The 17,022-nt window shown below is 68.2% G+C and carries 11 protein-coding genes and 1 pseudogene; 2 read left to right on the forward strand and 10 right to left on the reverse strand.

Annotated features, from left to right (window positions below; translation table 11 throughout):
• Positions 1-129 precede the first annotated feature (129 nt).
• Positions 130-359: pseudogene (locus GRX31_RS12960) on the forward strand (IS3 family transposase); the annotation flags it as partial.
• Positions 360-381: 22 nt separating this feature from the next.
• Here GRX31_RS12960 and GRX31_RS12965 read toward each other — a convergent pair.
• Positions 382-1,560, reverse strand: coding sequence for a porin (locus GRX31_RS12965; protein WP_160853064.1), 1,179 nt, complete (start codon positions 1,558-1,560; stop codon positions 382-384).
• A 137-nt stretch (positions 1,561-1,697) separates the two neighbouring features.
• Entirely contained in the window at positions 1,698-2,129 is a 432-nt protein-coding gene (locus GRX31_RS12970; protein ID WP_160853066.1) for a nuclear transport factor 2 family protein, read from the reverse strand.
• A gap of 169 nt (positions 2,130-2,298) precedes the next feature.
• On the opposite strand from GRX31_RS12970, the gene GRX31_RS12975 reads away from it, so the two are divergent.
• Positions 2,299-3,570, forward strand: a complete 1,272-nt coding sequence (locus GRX31_RS12975; protein WP_160853068.1) for a LysR family transcriptional regulator — start codon at positions 2,299-2,301, stop codon at positions 3,568-3,570.
• 18 nt (positions 3,571-3,588) lie between these two features.
• On the opposite strand, the gene GRX31_RS12980 is transcribed toward GRX31_RS12975, so the two are convergent.
• From GRX31_RS12980 to GRX31_RS13015, 8 genes are all read right to left on the reverse strand, one after another.
• The gene (locus GRX31_RS12980; RefSeq protein ID WP_160853070.1) at positions 3,589-4,308 is read right to left on the reverse strand and encodes an alpha/beta fold hydrolase; all 720 of its coding nucleotides are present in this window, start codon (positions 4,306-4,308) and stop codon (positions 3,589-3,591) included.
• A complete protein-coding gene (locus GRX31_RS12985; protein WP_160853072.1) occupies positions 4,305-5,177 on the reverse strand; it encodes a class III extradiol dioxygenase subunit beta in 873 nt (290 codons plus the stop codon). Before GRX31_RS12985 ends, GRX31_RS12980 begins: the two co-directional genes overlap by 4 nt.
• 1 nt (position 5,178) lies before the next feature.
• Entirely contained in the window at positions 5,179-5,586 is a 408-nt protein-coding gene (gene ligA, locus GRX31_RS12990) for a protocatechuate 4,5-dioxygenase subunit alpha (protein WP_047328087.1), read from the reverse strand.
• Positions 5,587-5,662: 76 nt separating this feature from the next.
• Entirely contained in the window at positions 5,663-7,003 is a 1,341-nt protein-coding gene (locus GRX31_RS12995; RefSeq protein ID WP_160853074.1) for an MFS transporter, read from the reverse strand.
• Between the two features lie 290 nt (positions 7,004-7,293).
• Positions 7,294-9,546: an aldehyde oxidoreductase molybdenum-binding subunit PaoC gene (gene paoC, locus GRX31_RS13000; protein ID WP_160853076.1), complete on the reverse strand. Its 2,253-nt coding sequence runs from the start codon at positions 9,544-9,546 to the stop codon at positions 7,294-7,296.
• A gap of 4 nt (positions 9,547-9,550) precedes the next feature.
• On the reverse strand, positions 9,551-10,501 hold the full coding sequence (locus GRX31_RS13005; protein ID WP_160853077.1) for an FAD binding domain-containing protein: 951 nt from the start codon (positions 10,499-10,501) through the stop codon (positions 9,551-9,553).
• Positions 10,498-11,142, reverse strand: coding sequence for an aldehyde dehydrogenase iron-sulfur subunit PaoA (paoA, locus tag GRX31_RS13010; RefSeq protein ID WP_123693362.1), 645 nt, complete (start codon positions 11,140-11,142; stop codon positions 10,498-10,500). The genes GRX31_RS13005 and paoA overlap by 4 nt, the downstream gene beginning before the upstream one ends.
• 239 nt (positions 11,143-11,381) lie before the next feature.
• Positions 11,382-16,982: a DNA repair ATPase gene (locus tag GRX31_RS13015; protein WP_237426673.1), complete on the reverse strand. Its 5,601-nt coding sequence runs from the start codon at positions 16,980-16,982 to the stop codon at positions 11,382-11,384.
• Between the last annotated feature and the right edge of the window lie 40 nt (positions 16,983-17,022).

The following is a 17,022-nucleotide window of genomic DNA, read 5'->3' on the forward strand; positions in this document are numbered from 1 at the left end:
ATCAATTTAATCAAATATGAATTAAATTTTTCTATCAATTTGAGGAAATTGCTACTGATGTGCGTGAGCACACCTCCGATCCACAACTCGGCATGTACGGATATCAAGGAGTCCGCTGTCGGTGTCTGCGCGGAAATAGCCAAGCTGCAGCGCGTGCTCGGCAAGACAACCTTGGAGAACGAAATCCTCAAGGAAGCCGTGCGGTACGCCGCGGAAAAAAGTGGATTGCGCGCTCGCCTGTGCGCGACCTGCCTGGGCGCGGTGAAGGCTGGGCCGATGGCCGCAGCCATCGCACACCCAGCGACGACGCCGGGCTGCTCGCCGAACTGCGCCAGGAAATTGCCGACTTGCCCAGCTGGCCTGTTGTATTTGCCCTCGGTTTCAGAACGAGTGGCGCAGGCCCAGCATCAGGCCGGTCTGCGATGCGCCCGCCAGCGGGCTGCCGCCGACTGCGGCCGAGCTGACCGAGATGGCCAGGCGCTGTCCGTTGTCAATGCGTGCGGCCTGGGCATAGACCGCCGTGCGCTTGGAGAACTTGTAGGTGGCGCGCAGGGCCAGCAGGGTGGAGCGGTCGCCGCCCTGGGCGTAGCGCAGTTGCTGCAGCTGGCCATCGACCACGACGGCGGCGCTGGGTGACCAGGACAGGCCGCCCCATGCCAGGGTGCTGCGCGGCGTGGCGCCGTTGCTGGCCGAGGCCGCCTGGGCCGCGTCGTTGTCGCGGCGCATGAGGCCGGCGCCCAGCTTGATGGTGGGTGACAGCGCGGCATAGCCGTTGAGCATGATGCGGCGGTCCTTCAGGTCCGAGCGCGTCAGCCCTGCAAATGCGCCGGCGCCGCCGCGCATCTCGTCCACGGCCAGGGCAAAGCCCCAGGGCGCGGTGTCGTACTTCAGCATGGCCGACCACTGGCGGCAGGCCTGCCTGTCCGTGGCCGATTCGCCGGCGCAGTTGGTGCCGGCCGGGCTGGGGCCGGCGTTGACGGCATCGCGTCCCAGGCTGTACGCGGCGCCCAGGCTCCAGGCGCCGAAGCGTCCCCGGTAGGCCAGGGAGTTGTCGGTGCGCGTGTTGGGGATGTAGCTGTCCAGGCTGCTCAGGCCGAAGGCGTTGGGGCCGAGCAGGTCGGCATCGAACAATGCCCAGTACAGCATGGTGTAGTTGCGCCCCAGCGAGACACTGCCCCAGCCTCCGGACAGCCCCACCCAGGCCTGGCGCCCGAAGCCCCGCCCGCCCTGGTTGAAGGTGCCGGCATCCGGGCCAAAGCCTGACTCCAGCGCAAAGACGGCGCTCAGGCCGCCGCCCAGATCCTCGCTGCCGCGCAGCCCCCAGCGCGACGGTGCCGTTCCCGTGAGGCCAGGCATGCGCGTCAGCGATCCGCCGCCTTGCACATTCGTCAGGTGCTCGATGCCGGTGTCCAGATGGCCGTACAGCGTCACCGATGAGGCGGTCTGGGCCTGGGCGCCGCCTGCTGCTGCCAGCATGGCGAGCGGGGCGAGGCGGCCCAGACAAACCCGCAGTGGGCGCCTGGCTGGGGGTTGGGGAATGCTTTTGAGAGTGCGGTTCATGCTTGTGTCTCCTGTCGTTGTCGTTGCGGAATCGGCACGCCGCAACGCTGCGCCTTGGGAAAGGCGAGAGTGGCGGGCACGGGGAAATGGGAGAAAGCGGCTGGGCGCCCTGCTCTTCAGGTGCCCGGGAGGTCCCGTTACATGACGAAGCGCGCCACGCGGCGCGTGATCAGCCAATGGCCTTCAGGACTGCGGCCGAAGGTGTCATCGAACTCGCCTACGAGCTGGCGCGGTTGCGCCGGGCGGCCGTGCGGCGTGATGGCATCGGCCTCGTCGCAGGACCACAGCAGCACCTGGCTGCGCGCGCTGGCGCGGTCCGGGCCTTGCAGTTCCACCAGCGTGTTGGTGACCAGATGCCGGGTCATGCGGCCCGCGGGACGCCGGGAGTACGCAGCGGCGATGGCCGTGCGCCCGCCCAGTACCTCGCCGCCGGGCCGTTGCAGCTGGCCGTCTTCGGCAAACAGCTGCGCCAGGGCCTGGGCATCACCGGCATCCGCAAAGGCAGCAGCGCGCAGCACCAGGTCCAGGCAGGCCTGGCGTGCCAGCAGCCGGTCGATTTCATGGTTCATGTTTCTTGTCTCCCCGGAATTCGCAGCCTGCGATGGGCTGTCTTGATCCAGGCACCAAGCATTCCATGCCGGCATCGATCCGGCCAATGCCGGAGCCCCGGCCATCAATGCGTTTTTCTTATGGGACAATCAAAACACGTTCTTCCAACGTACCGCGAAGCGCCTTTCAATGAACCTTTCTCTTGCCCCCTGGGCCAGCAGCAATCCCTCGCGTTTTCCCGAGTTGGCAGGCCATTTGCGAGCCATGCGCGCCACGCTGGGCGTGGTGCGCCACGGCAGCACCACGCGGGCCGCCCAGGCTATGCATCTTTCTCAGCCGGCCGTGGCGCGTTCGGTACTGCAACTGGAAGAGGCCTGCGGCATGCCGCTGTTCATGCGCGGTGCGCGCGGCATGATGCCGACCCCGCTGGGCAGCCAGCTGGCCGCCCGCATAGAAGCCATGCTCCAGCACCTGGGCAGCGGCGCGGCCGACGCCCAGGCCGCCGCCACGCTGGCGGCCAGGCGCCCTCCCCTGCCCGAGCGTTTTGCCGAGACCGTGCCGGCAGGGCAACTGCGCGCCCTCATGGCCATTGCCGACTGCGGCAGCGAATCCCTGGCCGCGCAGTGGCTGGGCCTGACGCAGCCCGCCGTGCATGCGGCGCTGCAGGGGCTGGAAACCAGTCTGGGCATGCAGCTGTTCTACAAGCTGGCCTTCGGCACGCGGCTGACGCCGTCCGGCGAAGCGCTGCTGCGCCGTGTCAAGCTGGCCCTGGCCGAGGTGCGCGGCATGGACAGCGATATTTCCGCCTGGCGCGGCGAGATCCGGGGGCGCGTGGTGGTCGGCGTGCTGCCGCTGTCGGTGGGAATCTTCCTGCCGCGCGCGGTCGACAGCCTGGCCGCCAGCCACCCGGACATCGAGGTCAGCATCGTGGACGGCACCTACGAGAGCCTGGTGCAGCACCTGCTGAGCGCCGACATCGACGCCATAGCCGGCGCCCTGCGCGCCGACATGCCCTCCGATGAGGTACGCCAGCTGCACCTGTTCGACGATGACCTGGTCGTGGTGGCACCGTCCGGCCATGCCTGCCTGGGCTGCGGCCAGCTGGTTCTGGAGGACTTGCTGCAATGGCCCTGGGTGTCGCCCCTGCCCGGCACGCCGGCCGATCGCGCCATGGTCCAGCTGTTCCGCAGCCAGGGCCTGGAGCCGCCGCGCGCCAGCCTGCGCGCCAGCAGCCCGACCATGACGCTGGCCTTTGTGCTGCAGACGGGCCGGCTGGCCCTGGCCTCACGCGGACAGGCCCTGCAGGATGACCACGGAGGGCAGTTGTCCATCGTGCCCGTGGACCTGCCTTCCACACGCAGGCGCATCGGGCTGGCCACGCGTGCGCTGAGCACGGCCTCGCAGGACCTGGAGCTGTTCATGCAGGCCTGCCGGCGGGCCGTGGGCGATCTGCCGGCCTAGCCCGAGCGCAGCGCTCGCTCAGCGCCCCATCCAGTCGAGCAGTGCCCGCGACACCTGCTGCGGCTGCTCCATGGTGCTCATATGGCCGCTGTCCTCGATCACCACCAGCTCGGCGCCCGGGCACAGGGCCTGCATGCGCTCATGGCGTGACAGCGGGCTCCAGGCATCCTGACGACCGCAGGCCAGCAGGGTCGGGCAGCGCAGCTGCCTGAGCACATCGCTCGCATCGGGGCGGTTCAGCAAGGCATTGATCTGCGCGGCGAACACCTCGGGCGTGAAGCGCGCCACCATGTCGAGCACCTCACTGAACAGCGGCGTATCGAGCCGGTCCGGATGCACCATGCCGCGCGCCCATTGCAGGCCCATCTCGCGCATGCCGCTGTGCCGGGCGATCTGCAAGAGCGCCATGCGCTTGGCGCGTTCGCTCTCGCCGGCCTCGCCCGGAGCGATGGGGTCCATGCCGGTGTCCAGCAAGGCCAGCCGCTCCACACGCTGGGGCGCCATGCCGGCAATGGCCAGGGCCACGCGCCCGCCCATGGAATGGCCCGCCAGCGAAAACCGCTCGGCCGCCACGCCATCCAGCACCAGGCGCGCCATGTCTTCGATGGTGGCCGCCGCGCCATAGGACGGAACAATGCACTCGGCAACACCAGCAAAGGACAGGGCCGCATGCTGCTCGCGCCAGACCGTCTCGTCGCACAGCAGGCCCGGCAGAAGTACCACGCAAGGCCGGCTCATGCAGCGTTCTCCAGGATGAGGTGTCCCACGGCCGTATTGGACGCGGGCACATGGTAGAAGCGGTGGTTGACCCTGGGCAGCGGCGCGGGGCCGTCCACATCGGCCATGGCGCCGCGCGCGATCAGCCACATCACCAGCTCGATGCCTTCGGAGCCGGCCTCGCGCACGTAGTCGATATGCGGCATCTTGGCCAAACCGGCAGGGTTCTCGATCAGCAGGTCCAGGAAGCGGTTGTCCCACTCCTTGTTGATCAGGCCCGCACGCGCGCCCTGCAGCTGGTGGCTCATGCCGCCCGTGCCCCAGATCTGTACGCTCAGGTCTTCGTCGAAGCTTTCCACGGCGCGGCGGATGGCGCGGCCCAGGTTGAAGCAGCGCTGGCCCGACGGCACGGGGTACTGCACCACGTTGACGGCAAACGGAATCACCGGGCAGGGCCAGGCGCCCGTGCGCGCGTCCTGCTCGCCGCACATCAGCGACAGCGGCACGGTCAGGCCGTGGTCCACGTCCATCTTGTTGACGATGGTCAGGTCGAAGTCCTGCTGGATCACCGACTGCGCAATGTGGCTGGCCAGTTCCGGATGGCCGATGACCTTGGGCACGGGGCGCGGGCCCCAGCCTTCGTCGGCGGGCTGGTATTCAGCGGCCGTGCCGATGGCAAACGTCGGGATGAAGTCCAGGCTGAACGCGGTCGCGTGGTCGTTGTAGACCAGGAAGATCACGTCGGGCCTGTTGTCCTTGAGCCATTGGCGCGAGTGCTCGAAGCCCTTGAACAAAGGCTGCCAATAGGGTTCGCCCGCCTTGCCCAGGTCCATGGCCGCGCCGATGGCGGGCACATGCGAGGTGTAGACGGATGCGGTGATGCGCGCCATGTCAGTTGCCTTTTTCCTGTCGTTCCTGCTCATGCAGGTAGCGGTTTCCATTGATGCTGCGTCCGCCGCCCAGCATCATCTGGCGGTAGTCCTCCTCGTTCATGCCACTCATGGTCGAGACCATGTTCTGCACGCTGACGCCGTCGGTGGCGCCGATCTTCACGAGGAAGTAGATGTTTCCGCCCAGCGCAATGCAGCGGTTCAGGTCGCGGTCCAGCACGGCCTGTCTTTGCTCGGCCGTCATGGCCCATTCGCCCAGATAGGCGCGCTCGTCAGCCCGAAAGCGCTCGCGGTTCTCGGCCTTCATCAGCGACATGCAGAACTGGTTGAGCCAGTAGCCCTGGCGGGATTGCTCGGCGTCGAAGACCGTGGTTCCCGGTACGTCGAGATAGGGTTTGTCCAATGCCATGGAAGTGTTTCTCCTGCGCTTGAGCGCTTGGGCGCTCGGGCGCTCGGGCGCGTGCTCACGGATAGGGATTCAAGGATCAAGCACCAGCCGCTCGCAGCGCGCCATCCCCCGGCGCCAGGGTGCGGCCGGCGCCCGTGGCCCACACGGCCAGCGCAGCGGCAATCAGCGGCAAGGCAAAGACGTAGTACAGCGAGGCAGGCTGCCAGCCACCGTCCAGCAGCAGGCCGGCCATGGTGGGCGCCACGATGGCGCCTATGCGCCCAATGCCTATGGCCCAGCCCATGCCGGTAGCGCGCACCTGGGCCGGATAGGTGGCCGGCACCAGCCCGTACAGCCCGGCCATGGAGGCGAACAGGAACACGCCCACGCCTACGGCCGCGGCAAACGCCCAGCCCAGGCTGGCCGAGGCCAGGCCGAACAGCGCGGTGAACAAGGCATTCAGCAGCAGGCTGCCCATGGCCAGATGCCGCAGCTTGGCCTTCACCGCCAGCAGGCCGAACAGGCTGCCGCCGGCAATGCCTCCCAGGTTGAGCAGCACGCCGCCCGTCACGCCCTGCTGTGCCGACAGGCCGGCCTGCACCAGCAGCTTGGGCGTCCAGCTCAGGGAAAAGTAGACACTGAACATCAGCAGGAAGAAGCCGGCCCAGAGCATCAGCGTGGGGCGCGCCAGGCCGTTCCTGAACAGGGCGGCCACGGTATTGCCCTGCTGGACGTCACGGCCGGCTTGCGCGGGCAGCTGAAGCATGGCGGGGTGCCCCATGAGTGCCATCAGCCGGTTGAGCTTTTCCAGCGCACGTGCCGGGCGGCGGCCCAACAGAAAGTCCACCGACTCCGGCAGCCGCCACAGCACGATGGGCACCATCAGCGCCGTGGCCAGGCCGCCGAACACGAAGACCGAGCGCCAACCATGGTGTGCCAGCAGCCAGGCGGCCATGAGCCCGCCCAGCGTGGCGCCAATCGGATAGCCCGTGGCCTGCAGCGCAATCGCCGTGCTGCGCCATTTGTTCGATGAATACTCAGAGGTGATCACCCCCACGCTGGCCAGCATGCCGCCAATGCCCACGCCCGTCATGGCGCGCAGGGCTGCCAGTTCCACATAGCTGCGCGCTGCGGCAGAAAGCAGCATGCCCACGGACACCACGACCAGGCACAGCACGATGACGGGTTGCCGGCCACGGCGGTCGGCCACGGGCGCCAGGAACAGCGAGCCCAGGGCCATGCCGATCAGCCCGGCACTGAACAGCACGCCCAGCTGCGCCCCGTTGAGCTTCCACTCGGCAGCGACGGCCGAGGCGGTGAAGGCCATCACCAGCACATCGAAGCCGTCCAGCATGATGAGCAGGATGCAGATGGCCACGGCGAGCCACTGGAACGGCGCCATGGCGCCCTCGTCCATCGTCTTGCGGATATCTTTCATACAAGTCCTTGTCGGAGCAGGTTGTCTCTTTGCCCTGGCAGGCGCTTCGCGCCCAGGTCAGGTTCTGTTGTGGGGAAACCGGGGCGGCCTGTGTTCGGAGTGCACAGCGCCGACATTTCCCAGTGCAAAAAGTATCTCCACGCCAGCCTCTCCAGGCCAATGCCGACGGACGCGCAAGCTATGCGTTCTATTGATGGCCACATGCAAAAAGGCCGGCCACCCAGAGGTGACCGGCCTTCGTTCATCAAGAATCCAGGGCCTGAGCGGGCTGCCTCAGGTGCACTCCCCTGTCATGCCAGCCTCCCCAGCCCCGCCAGCAGCTTGTCGAGCGTGACCGGATAGTCACGCACGCGTACGCCGGTGGCGTTGTAGATAGCGTTGGCAATGGCCGCGCTCACGCCGCAGATGCCCAGCTCGCCCACGCCCTTGGCCTTCATGGGCGAGGCCATGGGATCGACCTCGTCCAGAAAGATCACTTCCTGGTGCGGGATGTCGGCATGCACGGGCACCTCGTAGCCCGCCAGGTCGTGGTTGACGAACAAGCCCAGGCGCGTGTCCACGGCCAGCTCCTCCATCAGGGCCGCGCCCACGCCCATGGTCATGGCGCCGATGACCTGGCTGCGGGCCGTCTTGGGATTGAGGATGCGGCCGGCCGCGCAAACGGCCAGCATGCGCCGCACGCGGACCTCTGCAGTGAAGGCGTCCACGGCGACCTCCACGAAGTGCGCGCCAAAGGTGGACTGCTGCATCTTCTTGTCCAGCACGCCGAATTCGATGGCATCCTCGGCCGTCAGGTCGCCGTCGCCGGCAGCGCTGGCCAGGGCCCGGCGCTTGCCGCCCGCCTGCACATGCCCATCCGAGAATTCGGCCGTCGCCGGGTCCATGCCCAGCTTGCGCGCCACGGCCTCGCGCAGCTTCACGCAGGCGGCATAGACGCCGGAGGTGGCACTGGCCGCACCCCATTGCCCGCCCGAACCGGCAGACACGGGAAAGCCGGAATCGCCCAGCCGCACGCGCACCTGCTGCAGCGGCAGGCCCAGCATCTCGGCCGCCGTTTGGGCAATGATGGTGTAGCTGCCCGTGCCGATGTCGGTCATGTCGGTTTCCACGGTGACCATGCCCTGCCTGTCCAGGCGCACGCGGGCGGCGGACTTCATGACAGGGGCGCCACGGTAGGCGCCGGCCATGCCCAGGCCGATCAGCCAGCGCCCTTCGCGTCGTTGGGCCGGCTGGGGATTGCGCTGGCTCCATCCGAAGCGCTCGGCGCCCGTGCGCAGGCACTGCACGAACTCACGGCGGGAAAACGGCTTGTGCTCCTGGGCAGGGGTGCCCTCCTTCGCCTCGGGTTGCGGCTTCTTGCCGCTGTCCGGCACCACCTGGGTGTCGTTGCGGATGCGCAGCTCCACGGGATCGATGCCGAGCTTTTCCGCCAGCTCGTCCATGGCAACCTCCAGCGCCATGTGGCCCGTGGCTTCGCCGGGGGCGCGCATGGCATTGGCCTCGGGCAGGTCCAGCACGGCCAGGCGGGTGGCAGTCATGCGATGGGTGCCGGCATACATGCGGCGGGTCTGGTCCACGGCACCGTCCGCCGATCCTCCGGGCTGGTCGCCCGACCAGCTTTCGTGGCCGATGGCGGTGATCCTGCCGTCCTGCCCTGCCGCGATGCGCACTCGCTGGATGGTGGCCGGGCGGTGCGTGGTGTTGTTGGCCATCAGCGGGCGCTGCAGTGCGACCTTGACCGGGCGGCCTGCCGCGCGCGCCCCCAGTGCGGCCAAGAGCGCATCGGCCCGCAGGAACAGCTTGCCGCCAAAACCGCCGCCAATGAATGGCGAGACCAGGCGCACCTTGTCCTTGGGAATGCCCAGCGTCCTTGCCAGCTCGCCCTGCCCCCAGGCAATCATCTGGTTCGAGGTCCATACCGTGAGCTGGTCGCCCTTCCATGCGGCCAGCGTGGCATGGGGCTCCATCATGGCGTGCGACTGGTCTGGCGTGGTGTATGTGGCGTCCACCTTCACGGGGGCCGAAGCGAAGGCGCCGTCGAAATCGCCAATGGCCGTGTCCGGCGCATCGCCATTGATGCTGTCGGGTGGCACGGCGGAGTCCCTGGCCTTGGCCAAGTCATAGGCGCCAGCCACGGGCTCGTAGTCCACACGGACCAATTGCGCGGCAGCGCGCGCCTGCTCGAAGGTTTCCGCCACCACCAGGGCCACGGCCTGGTGGTAGTGGGCCACCTGGGGGCCTGCCAGCAGCGGCGCGGTGTTCATCTTGCCCTGGCCCAGCTTGCCAGCGGTCTGTGCCGTGACGATGGCGAGCACGCCGTGCGCGCGGCTTGCCTGCGCCAGCCCGATGCTGCGGATGCGGCCCTTGGCGATGGCCGAGCCCACCACATAGCCATAGGCCGGGTGCTGGACCACGTCATGCCGTTCATAGGCATACGGCGCCGTGCCGGTGGTCTTGAGCAGGCCGTCGATGCGGTTCATCGGCTGGCCGATGATCTTGAGCTGGTCAATGGGGTTGACCGTTGCGGGAGTGTCGAATTTCATGGCGTCAGTTCCTTGCCTGATGCAGCACGGCGGCGAGCGTGCGTTCGGCCAGCGGGAGTTTGAAGGCGTTGTCCTGCGTGGGCCGGGCGCCCGCCAGCAGGCGGTCGGCAACGGCCTTGGCGCCCTGCGGCATCAACGCTTCGGCCGCCTCCACTCGCCAGGGCTTGTGCGCCACGCCGCCCAGGGCCACGCGCCCGCTGCCGTCGCGCTGCACGATGGCGGCCACCGACACCAGCGCAAAGGCATAGGAGGCGCGGTCACGCACCTTGTGATAGATGTGCGTGCCGCCTGGCGGCGGCGGCAGGGTGACGGAGGTGATCAGTTCGCCGGCCTGCAAGGCCGTCTCTACATGCGGCGTGCTGCCGGGCAGCCGGTGGAAGTCGGCAATGGGGATGACGCGGGCCTTGCCGTCGGCCTGGATGGTTTCCACCGTGGCGTCCAGCGCGCGCAGCGCCACGGCCATGTCGCTGGGGTGGGTGGCAATGCAGGCCTCGCTGCCGCCGATCACCGCATGCTGGCGGCTCACGCCGGCAATGGCCGAACAGCCGCTGCCCGGCACGCGCTTGTTGCACGGCATATTGGTGTCGTAGAAATACGGGCAGCGCGTGCGCTGCAGCAGATTGCCGCCCGTGGTCGCCATGTTGCGCAGTTGGCCCGAGGCACCGGCCACCAGGGCGCGGGTCAGCACGCCGTAGTCACGCCGCACGCGCGCATGGGCGGCCAGGTCGCTGTTGCGCACCAGCGCGCCTATGCGCAGCCCGCCCTGCGCGGTGGGTTCCACGGTATCCATGCCGGTGCCGTTGACATCGACCAGATGCACGGGGGTTTCTATCTGCAGCTTCATCAGGTCCAGCAGATTCGTGCCCCCGGCGATGAAGCGGGCGCCCGGCCGGGCCGCCACGGCGGCGGCAGCCTGCGCGGGGGACTGGGCGCGTTCGTAGGTGAAGGCAATCATGTGCGCCCCTCCCCCGCCACTTCGGTGATGGCATCGACGATGTTGGAATACGCCCCGCAGCGGCACAGGTTGCCGCTCATGCGTTCACGCAGTTCATGGGCCGACACCAGGGGCTGGGCCACGATGTCTTCGCTGGCATGGCTGGGCATGCCTTGCCGGATCTCGTCGAGCATGCCCACGGCAGAGCAGATCTGCCCCGGCGTGCAGTAGCCGCACTGGAAACCGTCGTGCCGCACGAAGGCGGCCTGCATGGCGTGCGGGGATTGCGGCGTGCCCAGGCCTTCGATGGTGGTCACGGCGGCGCCCTGGTTCATCACGGCCAGGCTCAGGCAGGACACCACCCGCCGGCCATTCACCAGCACCGTGCAGGCCCCGCACTGGCCATGGTCGCAGCCTTTCTTGGTGCCGGTCAGGTGCAGATGCTCGCGCAGGGCGTCAAGCAGCGTGGTGCGGGTGTCCAGGTCCAGGCGGTGTTCCTGGCCGTTCACCTGCAGGGTGACGGGCAGTTGGACCCCTTCGGGGATGGAGGGAGGCTGCACTTGCGCGCCGGCCGATCGAGGCACGGCCGTTGCCGCAGCCGTGGAGGCACCTGCAATCAGCAGGTCCCTCCGCGAAACGGAAAGCTGGGTGTTGTGTTCCATGGGGCGTCCATCGTGTTGGCTCTTCGTGGGGCGTGCACACTGCTGCGGACACGCCACTCCAAGCATCGGTTCGGGACGCGCCCCGGGTTGTAGGTGATGGTCCAACGTCCGGGACATCGGGTTGTCCGATGACGGATCAGCGCATGCAGACGTGCGAGGGCCCCGGCCCATGCAAAGGCAGCGCCAGCAAGGCGCCCCAGCCTTTGCCGATGGGCCCTGCCCCGGCCTCGGCGCAGCGCCTAGGCCGCAGGCGGCATGTCGCCGCGCTGCATGCGCTCGAAGGCCTTGTCGATTTCCTCGGAGCGTATGGCGCCCGCAGCCGGCACGGGACGGCCCGCGCGCTGGGCATCGATCTGCTCCTGCATGCGCGTGGCCACCTGCATCAGCACGCGGTGCAGGCCCAGCTGCTGGCGGCGGGCCTGGTCCAGGTGCGTGACCACGGGCTCCAGGGACTGGGCCAGCGACCGGGTCAGCAGTTGGCCCAGCATGTGGACCAGGGCCTGACGGTCCTGGGCGGCCTGCACCTCCGACGGGGTGCCGGCCTGGGTGCTGGCGGGCTCGCTGGCCGCCCTTTGCGCCATCAGCTCGCGTATGCCGTGCAGCGAGTCGCCTGCGGCGCTTTGCGTCTGCAGCAGCCGGGCCAGCAGTGCCTGCAGCGCTTGCAGGAGCTGGGACTGTTCGGCATCCCGGGTGGCGGCGGCCTGCGCGGCCGCTGCCGATGCGTGGGCCTGGCCGGCGGCGTCTTCCTGCATCGCCTGCTGCTGGGACTGGGCCACCGACTGGGCCACCTCGCGCGTGGCGGCGACCAGGTCGACCAGCTGTGCCGTCACGCGCGTGGCGGCGTCGGCATTGGCGCCGCCTGCGGCCTGGCGGCGCAGGAACTGCTGGCGTATCTGCTGCCAGCGGGCGCTGTCCTCGTCGCTCATCTGCCCGCGCAGCTCGGCGAGCTTGAGCAGGTTCTCCTCGGCGCCCGTGGTCAGCATCTGCGCTTCGCCCTGGTAGTGGTCGGCCAGCATCTGCTGCATTTCCTGGTCGTTCATCACCGGGGTGATTTTTTCGGCCAGCTTGTTCATGTTGCGGTAGCTGCCCTGCAGCCGGAAGGCCGGCTCGGTGCGGTAGCCGTCGTCTTGCGCGGCGCTCTGGATGTACTGCTGGTTGACCTTGAACACCAGCTCGCGCACCTGCACCATGCGGGCCAGCACGGCCTCGATCTCGCGCAACTCGGCCGATGAATAGTCGTGCGACAGCGCATTGCCCGAGACATCCCTGCCCTGCGCCTTGTCCAGCAGCAGGTACAGGTCCTGCAGGCTGCGCGTGGCCATCGGCGCCAGCACGGCGTTCGAGGTCATGCTGTTTTCGATATAGCTGAGCTTGAACACCTCCTGCATGCCGCCCAGCACATCGCCCAGGTTGTAGATGTCGGCACGGTTGGCCAGCATGTCGGGGATCTTGAAGACCTCCCCCGACTCGGTGTACGGATTGCCCGACATGACCACGCAAAAGCGCTTGCCGCGCATGTCGTGGGTGCGGGTCTGGCCCTTCCACACGCCCTCGATGCGGCGCGTGCCGTCCGACAGCGAGATGAATTTCTGCAGGAACTCGGGGTGCGTGTGCTGTATGTCGTCAATGTACAGCATCACGTTGTTGGCCATCTCCAGCGCCAGGTTGAGCTTTTCCAGCTCCTTGGCCGCCGTGGCGTCCGGCGCCTGGGCCGGGTCCAGCGAGCGCACGGAGTGGCCCAGCGCCGGGCCGTTGATCTTCATGAAGATCAGGCCCAGGCGGTTGGCCACGTACTCCATCAGCGTGGTCTTGCCGTATCCGGGCGGCGAGATCATCATCAGCAGGCCCATCTGGTCGGTGCGCTTGTTCTCGCCGGCCACGCCGATCTGCTTGGCCAGGTTGTCGCCGATCACGGGCAGGTAGATCTCGTTGATGAGCCGGTTGCGCACAAAGGACGACAGCGGCCGGGCCTTGAATTCGTCCACCCGCACGCGCGAGCGCCAGTCCTGCAGCAGCTGCTGGCGCAGCGCCTGGTAGCGGCCGAATTCGGGGACAAAGCTGCGGAAATGGCGCGCGGCGCGCTGGCCCAGGTCGTCGATCTGCAGCCACATGCGGCCGTCCGCAATGCGCGGATGCTGGCCCAGCAGGCCCGGCACTTCATGGCGCAGGTCCACATTGCTGACCTTGCAGGGCAGTGGGCCGGCGCAGCACAGCCAGGCGGCGGCTTCGCCGCAATAGGCCAGCCAGGCCTGCCCTTGCCCGTCGTCCAGCGCGCGGCAGGCGGTCTGCAGCCAGTGCAGCGCGCTGCGCCAGCGCTGGTCCAGCGGCGCCAAAGGCCTGTCGTGCCGGTCCTCGCCCTGCCAGTAGGCCTGCATTTCCTCCCAGCGCTGCAGCGGCTGGGCCTGCTGCTGCACGGCGGCCTGCAGTGCGGCAATGGCCGACTGGCTGTAGCTGGAGAAGGAAAAGCGCACGGCCTTTTGCGCCAGCTCGGCCTGCAGGTAGTCGGCGGCGCCGTGGATGAGGCTGTCGATATCGCTGTCTGCGGGCGCCGCCTGTCCTGGCAGCAGGTCGCGCAGCAGGCCCCGCTCGTCGGCATAGGCGCGCAGGCGCTCGGCAATGTCGGCGCGCAGGCTCAGCTGCTCGGCCTCGCTGCCGAACATCTGCTGCATGGCCTGGGCCTGCTGGGCGCGCAGCGGCCACTGCGCCATGGCGGCAGCCAGCTGCGGCTGCTGCACCTGGGCATGTGCGCTCCAGAACAGCAGGGCCAGCGCGCGGGCACCGGGCGCAAAGCGCAGCACGCCGGCGGCATCGCGCAGGGGCAGCAGTACCTGCAGGATGCGGGCCGCATCATGGTCGTGGATACCGCGCTCATAGCCTTCGCGGTAGCGCGGCGCGGAGAATTCGCGGATGGCCTGGGTCAGTGCCGCCTCGTCGGGCAGCAACTGGGCCAGCCGGGCCTCGCTCCAGCCGTCGCGGCGCTGGCGTGCGGCCTGCACCACTTCCAGGGCCAGGTATTCACCGCGATAGAAGTCTGCCGATTCGGCCGGCGTGGAGGCATCCCAGTAGGCCTGCAAAGCGGCCAGCTCGGGATTGTCCACGGGCTCGAAATACTCGGTGCCGACCAGGTGCAGGAACAATGCGCCGTTGCGCGGCAGCAGGGTCAGGTCCAGTTCCTGGTTGCCCACGCTGAAGCGGTGGCGGCCCAGGCGAATGATGGCGCCGCCGCCTTCGTACAGCTCGCTGCGGTCCTGCAGCGCGCGAAACGCCTGGTCGCGCAGGTTCTTGACGCGGCCGTCGATATCGTCGGCCTTGACCGGGTCGTGCAGCTGCTCTCGCAGGCGCTGGGACAACTCCTTGAGCTTGCCGATCAGCGGATCGCCTGCAAAGAACGCATGCAGCGCGTCGGCACTGGCCAGTTTCTCGGTGCGCTTGGGCAGGCTCTGCACGATGCGCAGGGCCGCGTCCAGCACGCCTTGCGCCTTGCGCTGGCGCTCGTCCTGCAGCGACTGGCGGCGCGCCTCGAAGCTCTCCAGCACCTCCTCGCGCTTGGCCATGATGTCGCCAAGGAACTGCTCGTGCTCGCCGAAGCGGCTTTCGATTTCCTCCAGCTGCACCAGCAGGCGCGCCAGCTGCTCGTCGCATTTCTCGGGCGTCTGCGCCAGGCCCAGGGCGCTGACGATGCTTTGCGAGAACAGCGCCAGCTGGGCCGCGAACTGGGCCACGTTCTCGGCGCCGCCCAGGCCAGACCTGCGCTGCTCGGCGCGTGCACGCACCTGGTTCAGGCGCGCATAGACGGCCGAGATGCGGTCCACCACCTGGGTGCGCTGCGTGGCGTCGTCGATGGACAGGCTGCCCATCAGCTCGGACAGCATGTCCAGCGCGGCCGCCATGTCGGCCATGCGCGCCAGCGGCTCGTTGATCTGCGCCACCGTGGCTGCCGCCTGCGCAGCCTGGTCCAGCGCCTGCAGCTGCTCGGCATAGGGCTGCATGGCCTCGTCGGTGGCAATGAAGGCGGCCGTGCGCTGGGAGACATCGGCCTGGGCCTCGTTGACGCCCTGCACCATGGTGTCGATGGCGGCCTGGTCCACATAGCGCAGGTCGCGCGTGGCCATGAGCTGGCCGCGCAGCTGGCCCAGCTGGGTGATCGCATCCACGTATTCGCCAATGCCCTTCCAGTCCGCCAGGCGCAACTGCTTGAGCAACCGGCCATGGCGGCCGGACACCTCGCCCATGGCCTTGGCCGAGGCATTGCGGATGCTCTCGACCTTTTCGTACTCGTCGATGACCGCATCACCCGTGGCGACGATGCCCAGCAGGGTCTCGTGCACCCCCTTGAGCTGCGGCGCGCCCAGCCAGTGGTAGCGCTCGAACAGGCGGCGCGCGGCGTCGATCAGGCGCTCGTAGCGCGGCAGCGAGACCTCGGTGGCCGCGATTTCCTTGCGCACGCTGTACAGGTCCGAGATGCCGCTGACCAGCTCGGCATTGCCTATGCGGCCCAGGAAGCTGTCGCGCTGCGGCTGGCGCGCCGCGTAGTCGTCCGAGGCGAAGGGCGTGCGCCAGACCTGCATGGGGTGCACGCGCGAGGCTTCGTTGCTCTCGGCCGCGAAGATGACGATGCGCCCGTCGTCCATGCGCGCATGGCCGTGGCCGATGATGGGCGGCTGCAGGGCGCGCTCGATCAGATTGTACTTGAACAGCGCCATGCGCCCGCTCTCGGGCTCGTAGAACACGTAGAGCACGTCCTCGCCGTTGGGCGATCGGATGCTGCGCCGGTAGCGCATGCCCTGCATGTTCTGCTCGAACGAGCGGTTCTCCCCGCTTTGCAGGTAGTAGCCGCCCGGGAAGATGATGCCGTGGTCCTGCGGCAGCTGGATGCAGGCCGCGCCGATGGCATCCATGCGCAGCACCTGGCGGGAGACGGTGTTGAAGATCAGGTAGCGCCACTGCTCTTCGCGGTAGGGCAGGATCTTCAGCAGGATCAGGCTGCCGACGGCGGCGTACTCGAACACGGCGTCGTCCAGCGACTGGTTCTTCTCCTGCACGGGCTCGCTGTAGATGCCCAGTCCGTCGTTGGTGTTGTTCTCGACCTTGATGGTCAGCGTGCCGCCCAGGGTCTCGACGAAGACCTTGTCCAGCACGTTGATGTGCGGGTGGCGCCCCTGCACGAGTTGCTCGCGCCCGGCGCGCTGCCATTCGAAGTCATGGGGCGCAGGCAGTTCGATGTCGCGCTCGCCGCGGTTGTCTATGTAGCGTATGGGCTGGCCGTCCACGGGCACGGACCAGCGGAACACGCGCACATCGGACAGGCGCTCGCCGATCTGGAAGCTCGCCAGCAGCTTGCCGTCGCGCACGGCCAGCTGCATCAGCCGCGTGTTCTTGTAGTAGGCGTACAGCTCCTGGAAGTCCTGCACGAAGCTCTGTATGCCCAGGAAACTGTCCTTGAGGTCCACGGGAGTGACCTCGTAGCCCTGCTCTCCCTCGTGCAGGCGGTACAGGCCGAACACGTCTTCCACGCGCGTGGACTGCTTCAGGCCCATGAAGACGTTGTAGCCGAACAGCAGGTAGCCGCCGACCTGGGCGATGTCGCGGCCCAGGCAGTTGTTTTCGGTGCGCACGCGCATGCGCCCGATGACTTCCATCTGGCTGCGGCCGAATTCCTCCAGCCGCTCCTCGTTGAGCTGGCGCACCAGCGCCTCCAGCGCCTGCCCCTGGCCGTCCAGGCGCTTGGCCAGCACTTCGTAGGAGCCGCCGCTGGCGACTGCCTGGTCCACGGCGGAGGCGGCAGTGTCGGGGGAGAGGGGCGGTGAGGACGGTGTGGACGATGGGGACGGTTGGGACATGGGCGTCACGGGCTTTCGCGTGTCAGGGACCATTCACGCC

Source organism: Delftia sp. CH05 (assembly GCF_009827015.1).
In the GTDB taxonomy this organism is placed as follows: domain Bacteria; phylum Pseudomonadota; class Gammaproteobacteria; order Burkholderiales; family Burkholderiaceae_C; genus Comamonas; species Comamonas tsuruhatensis.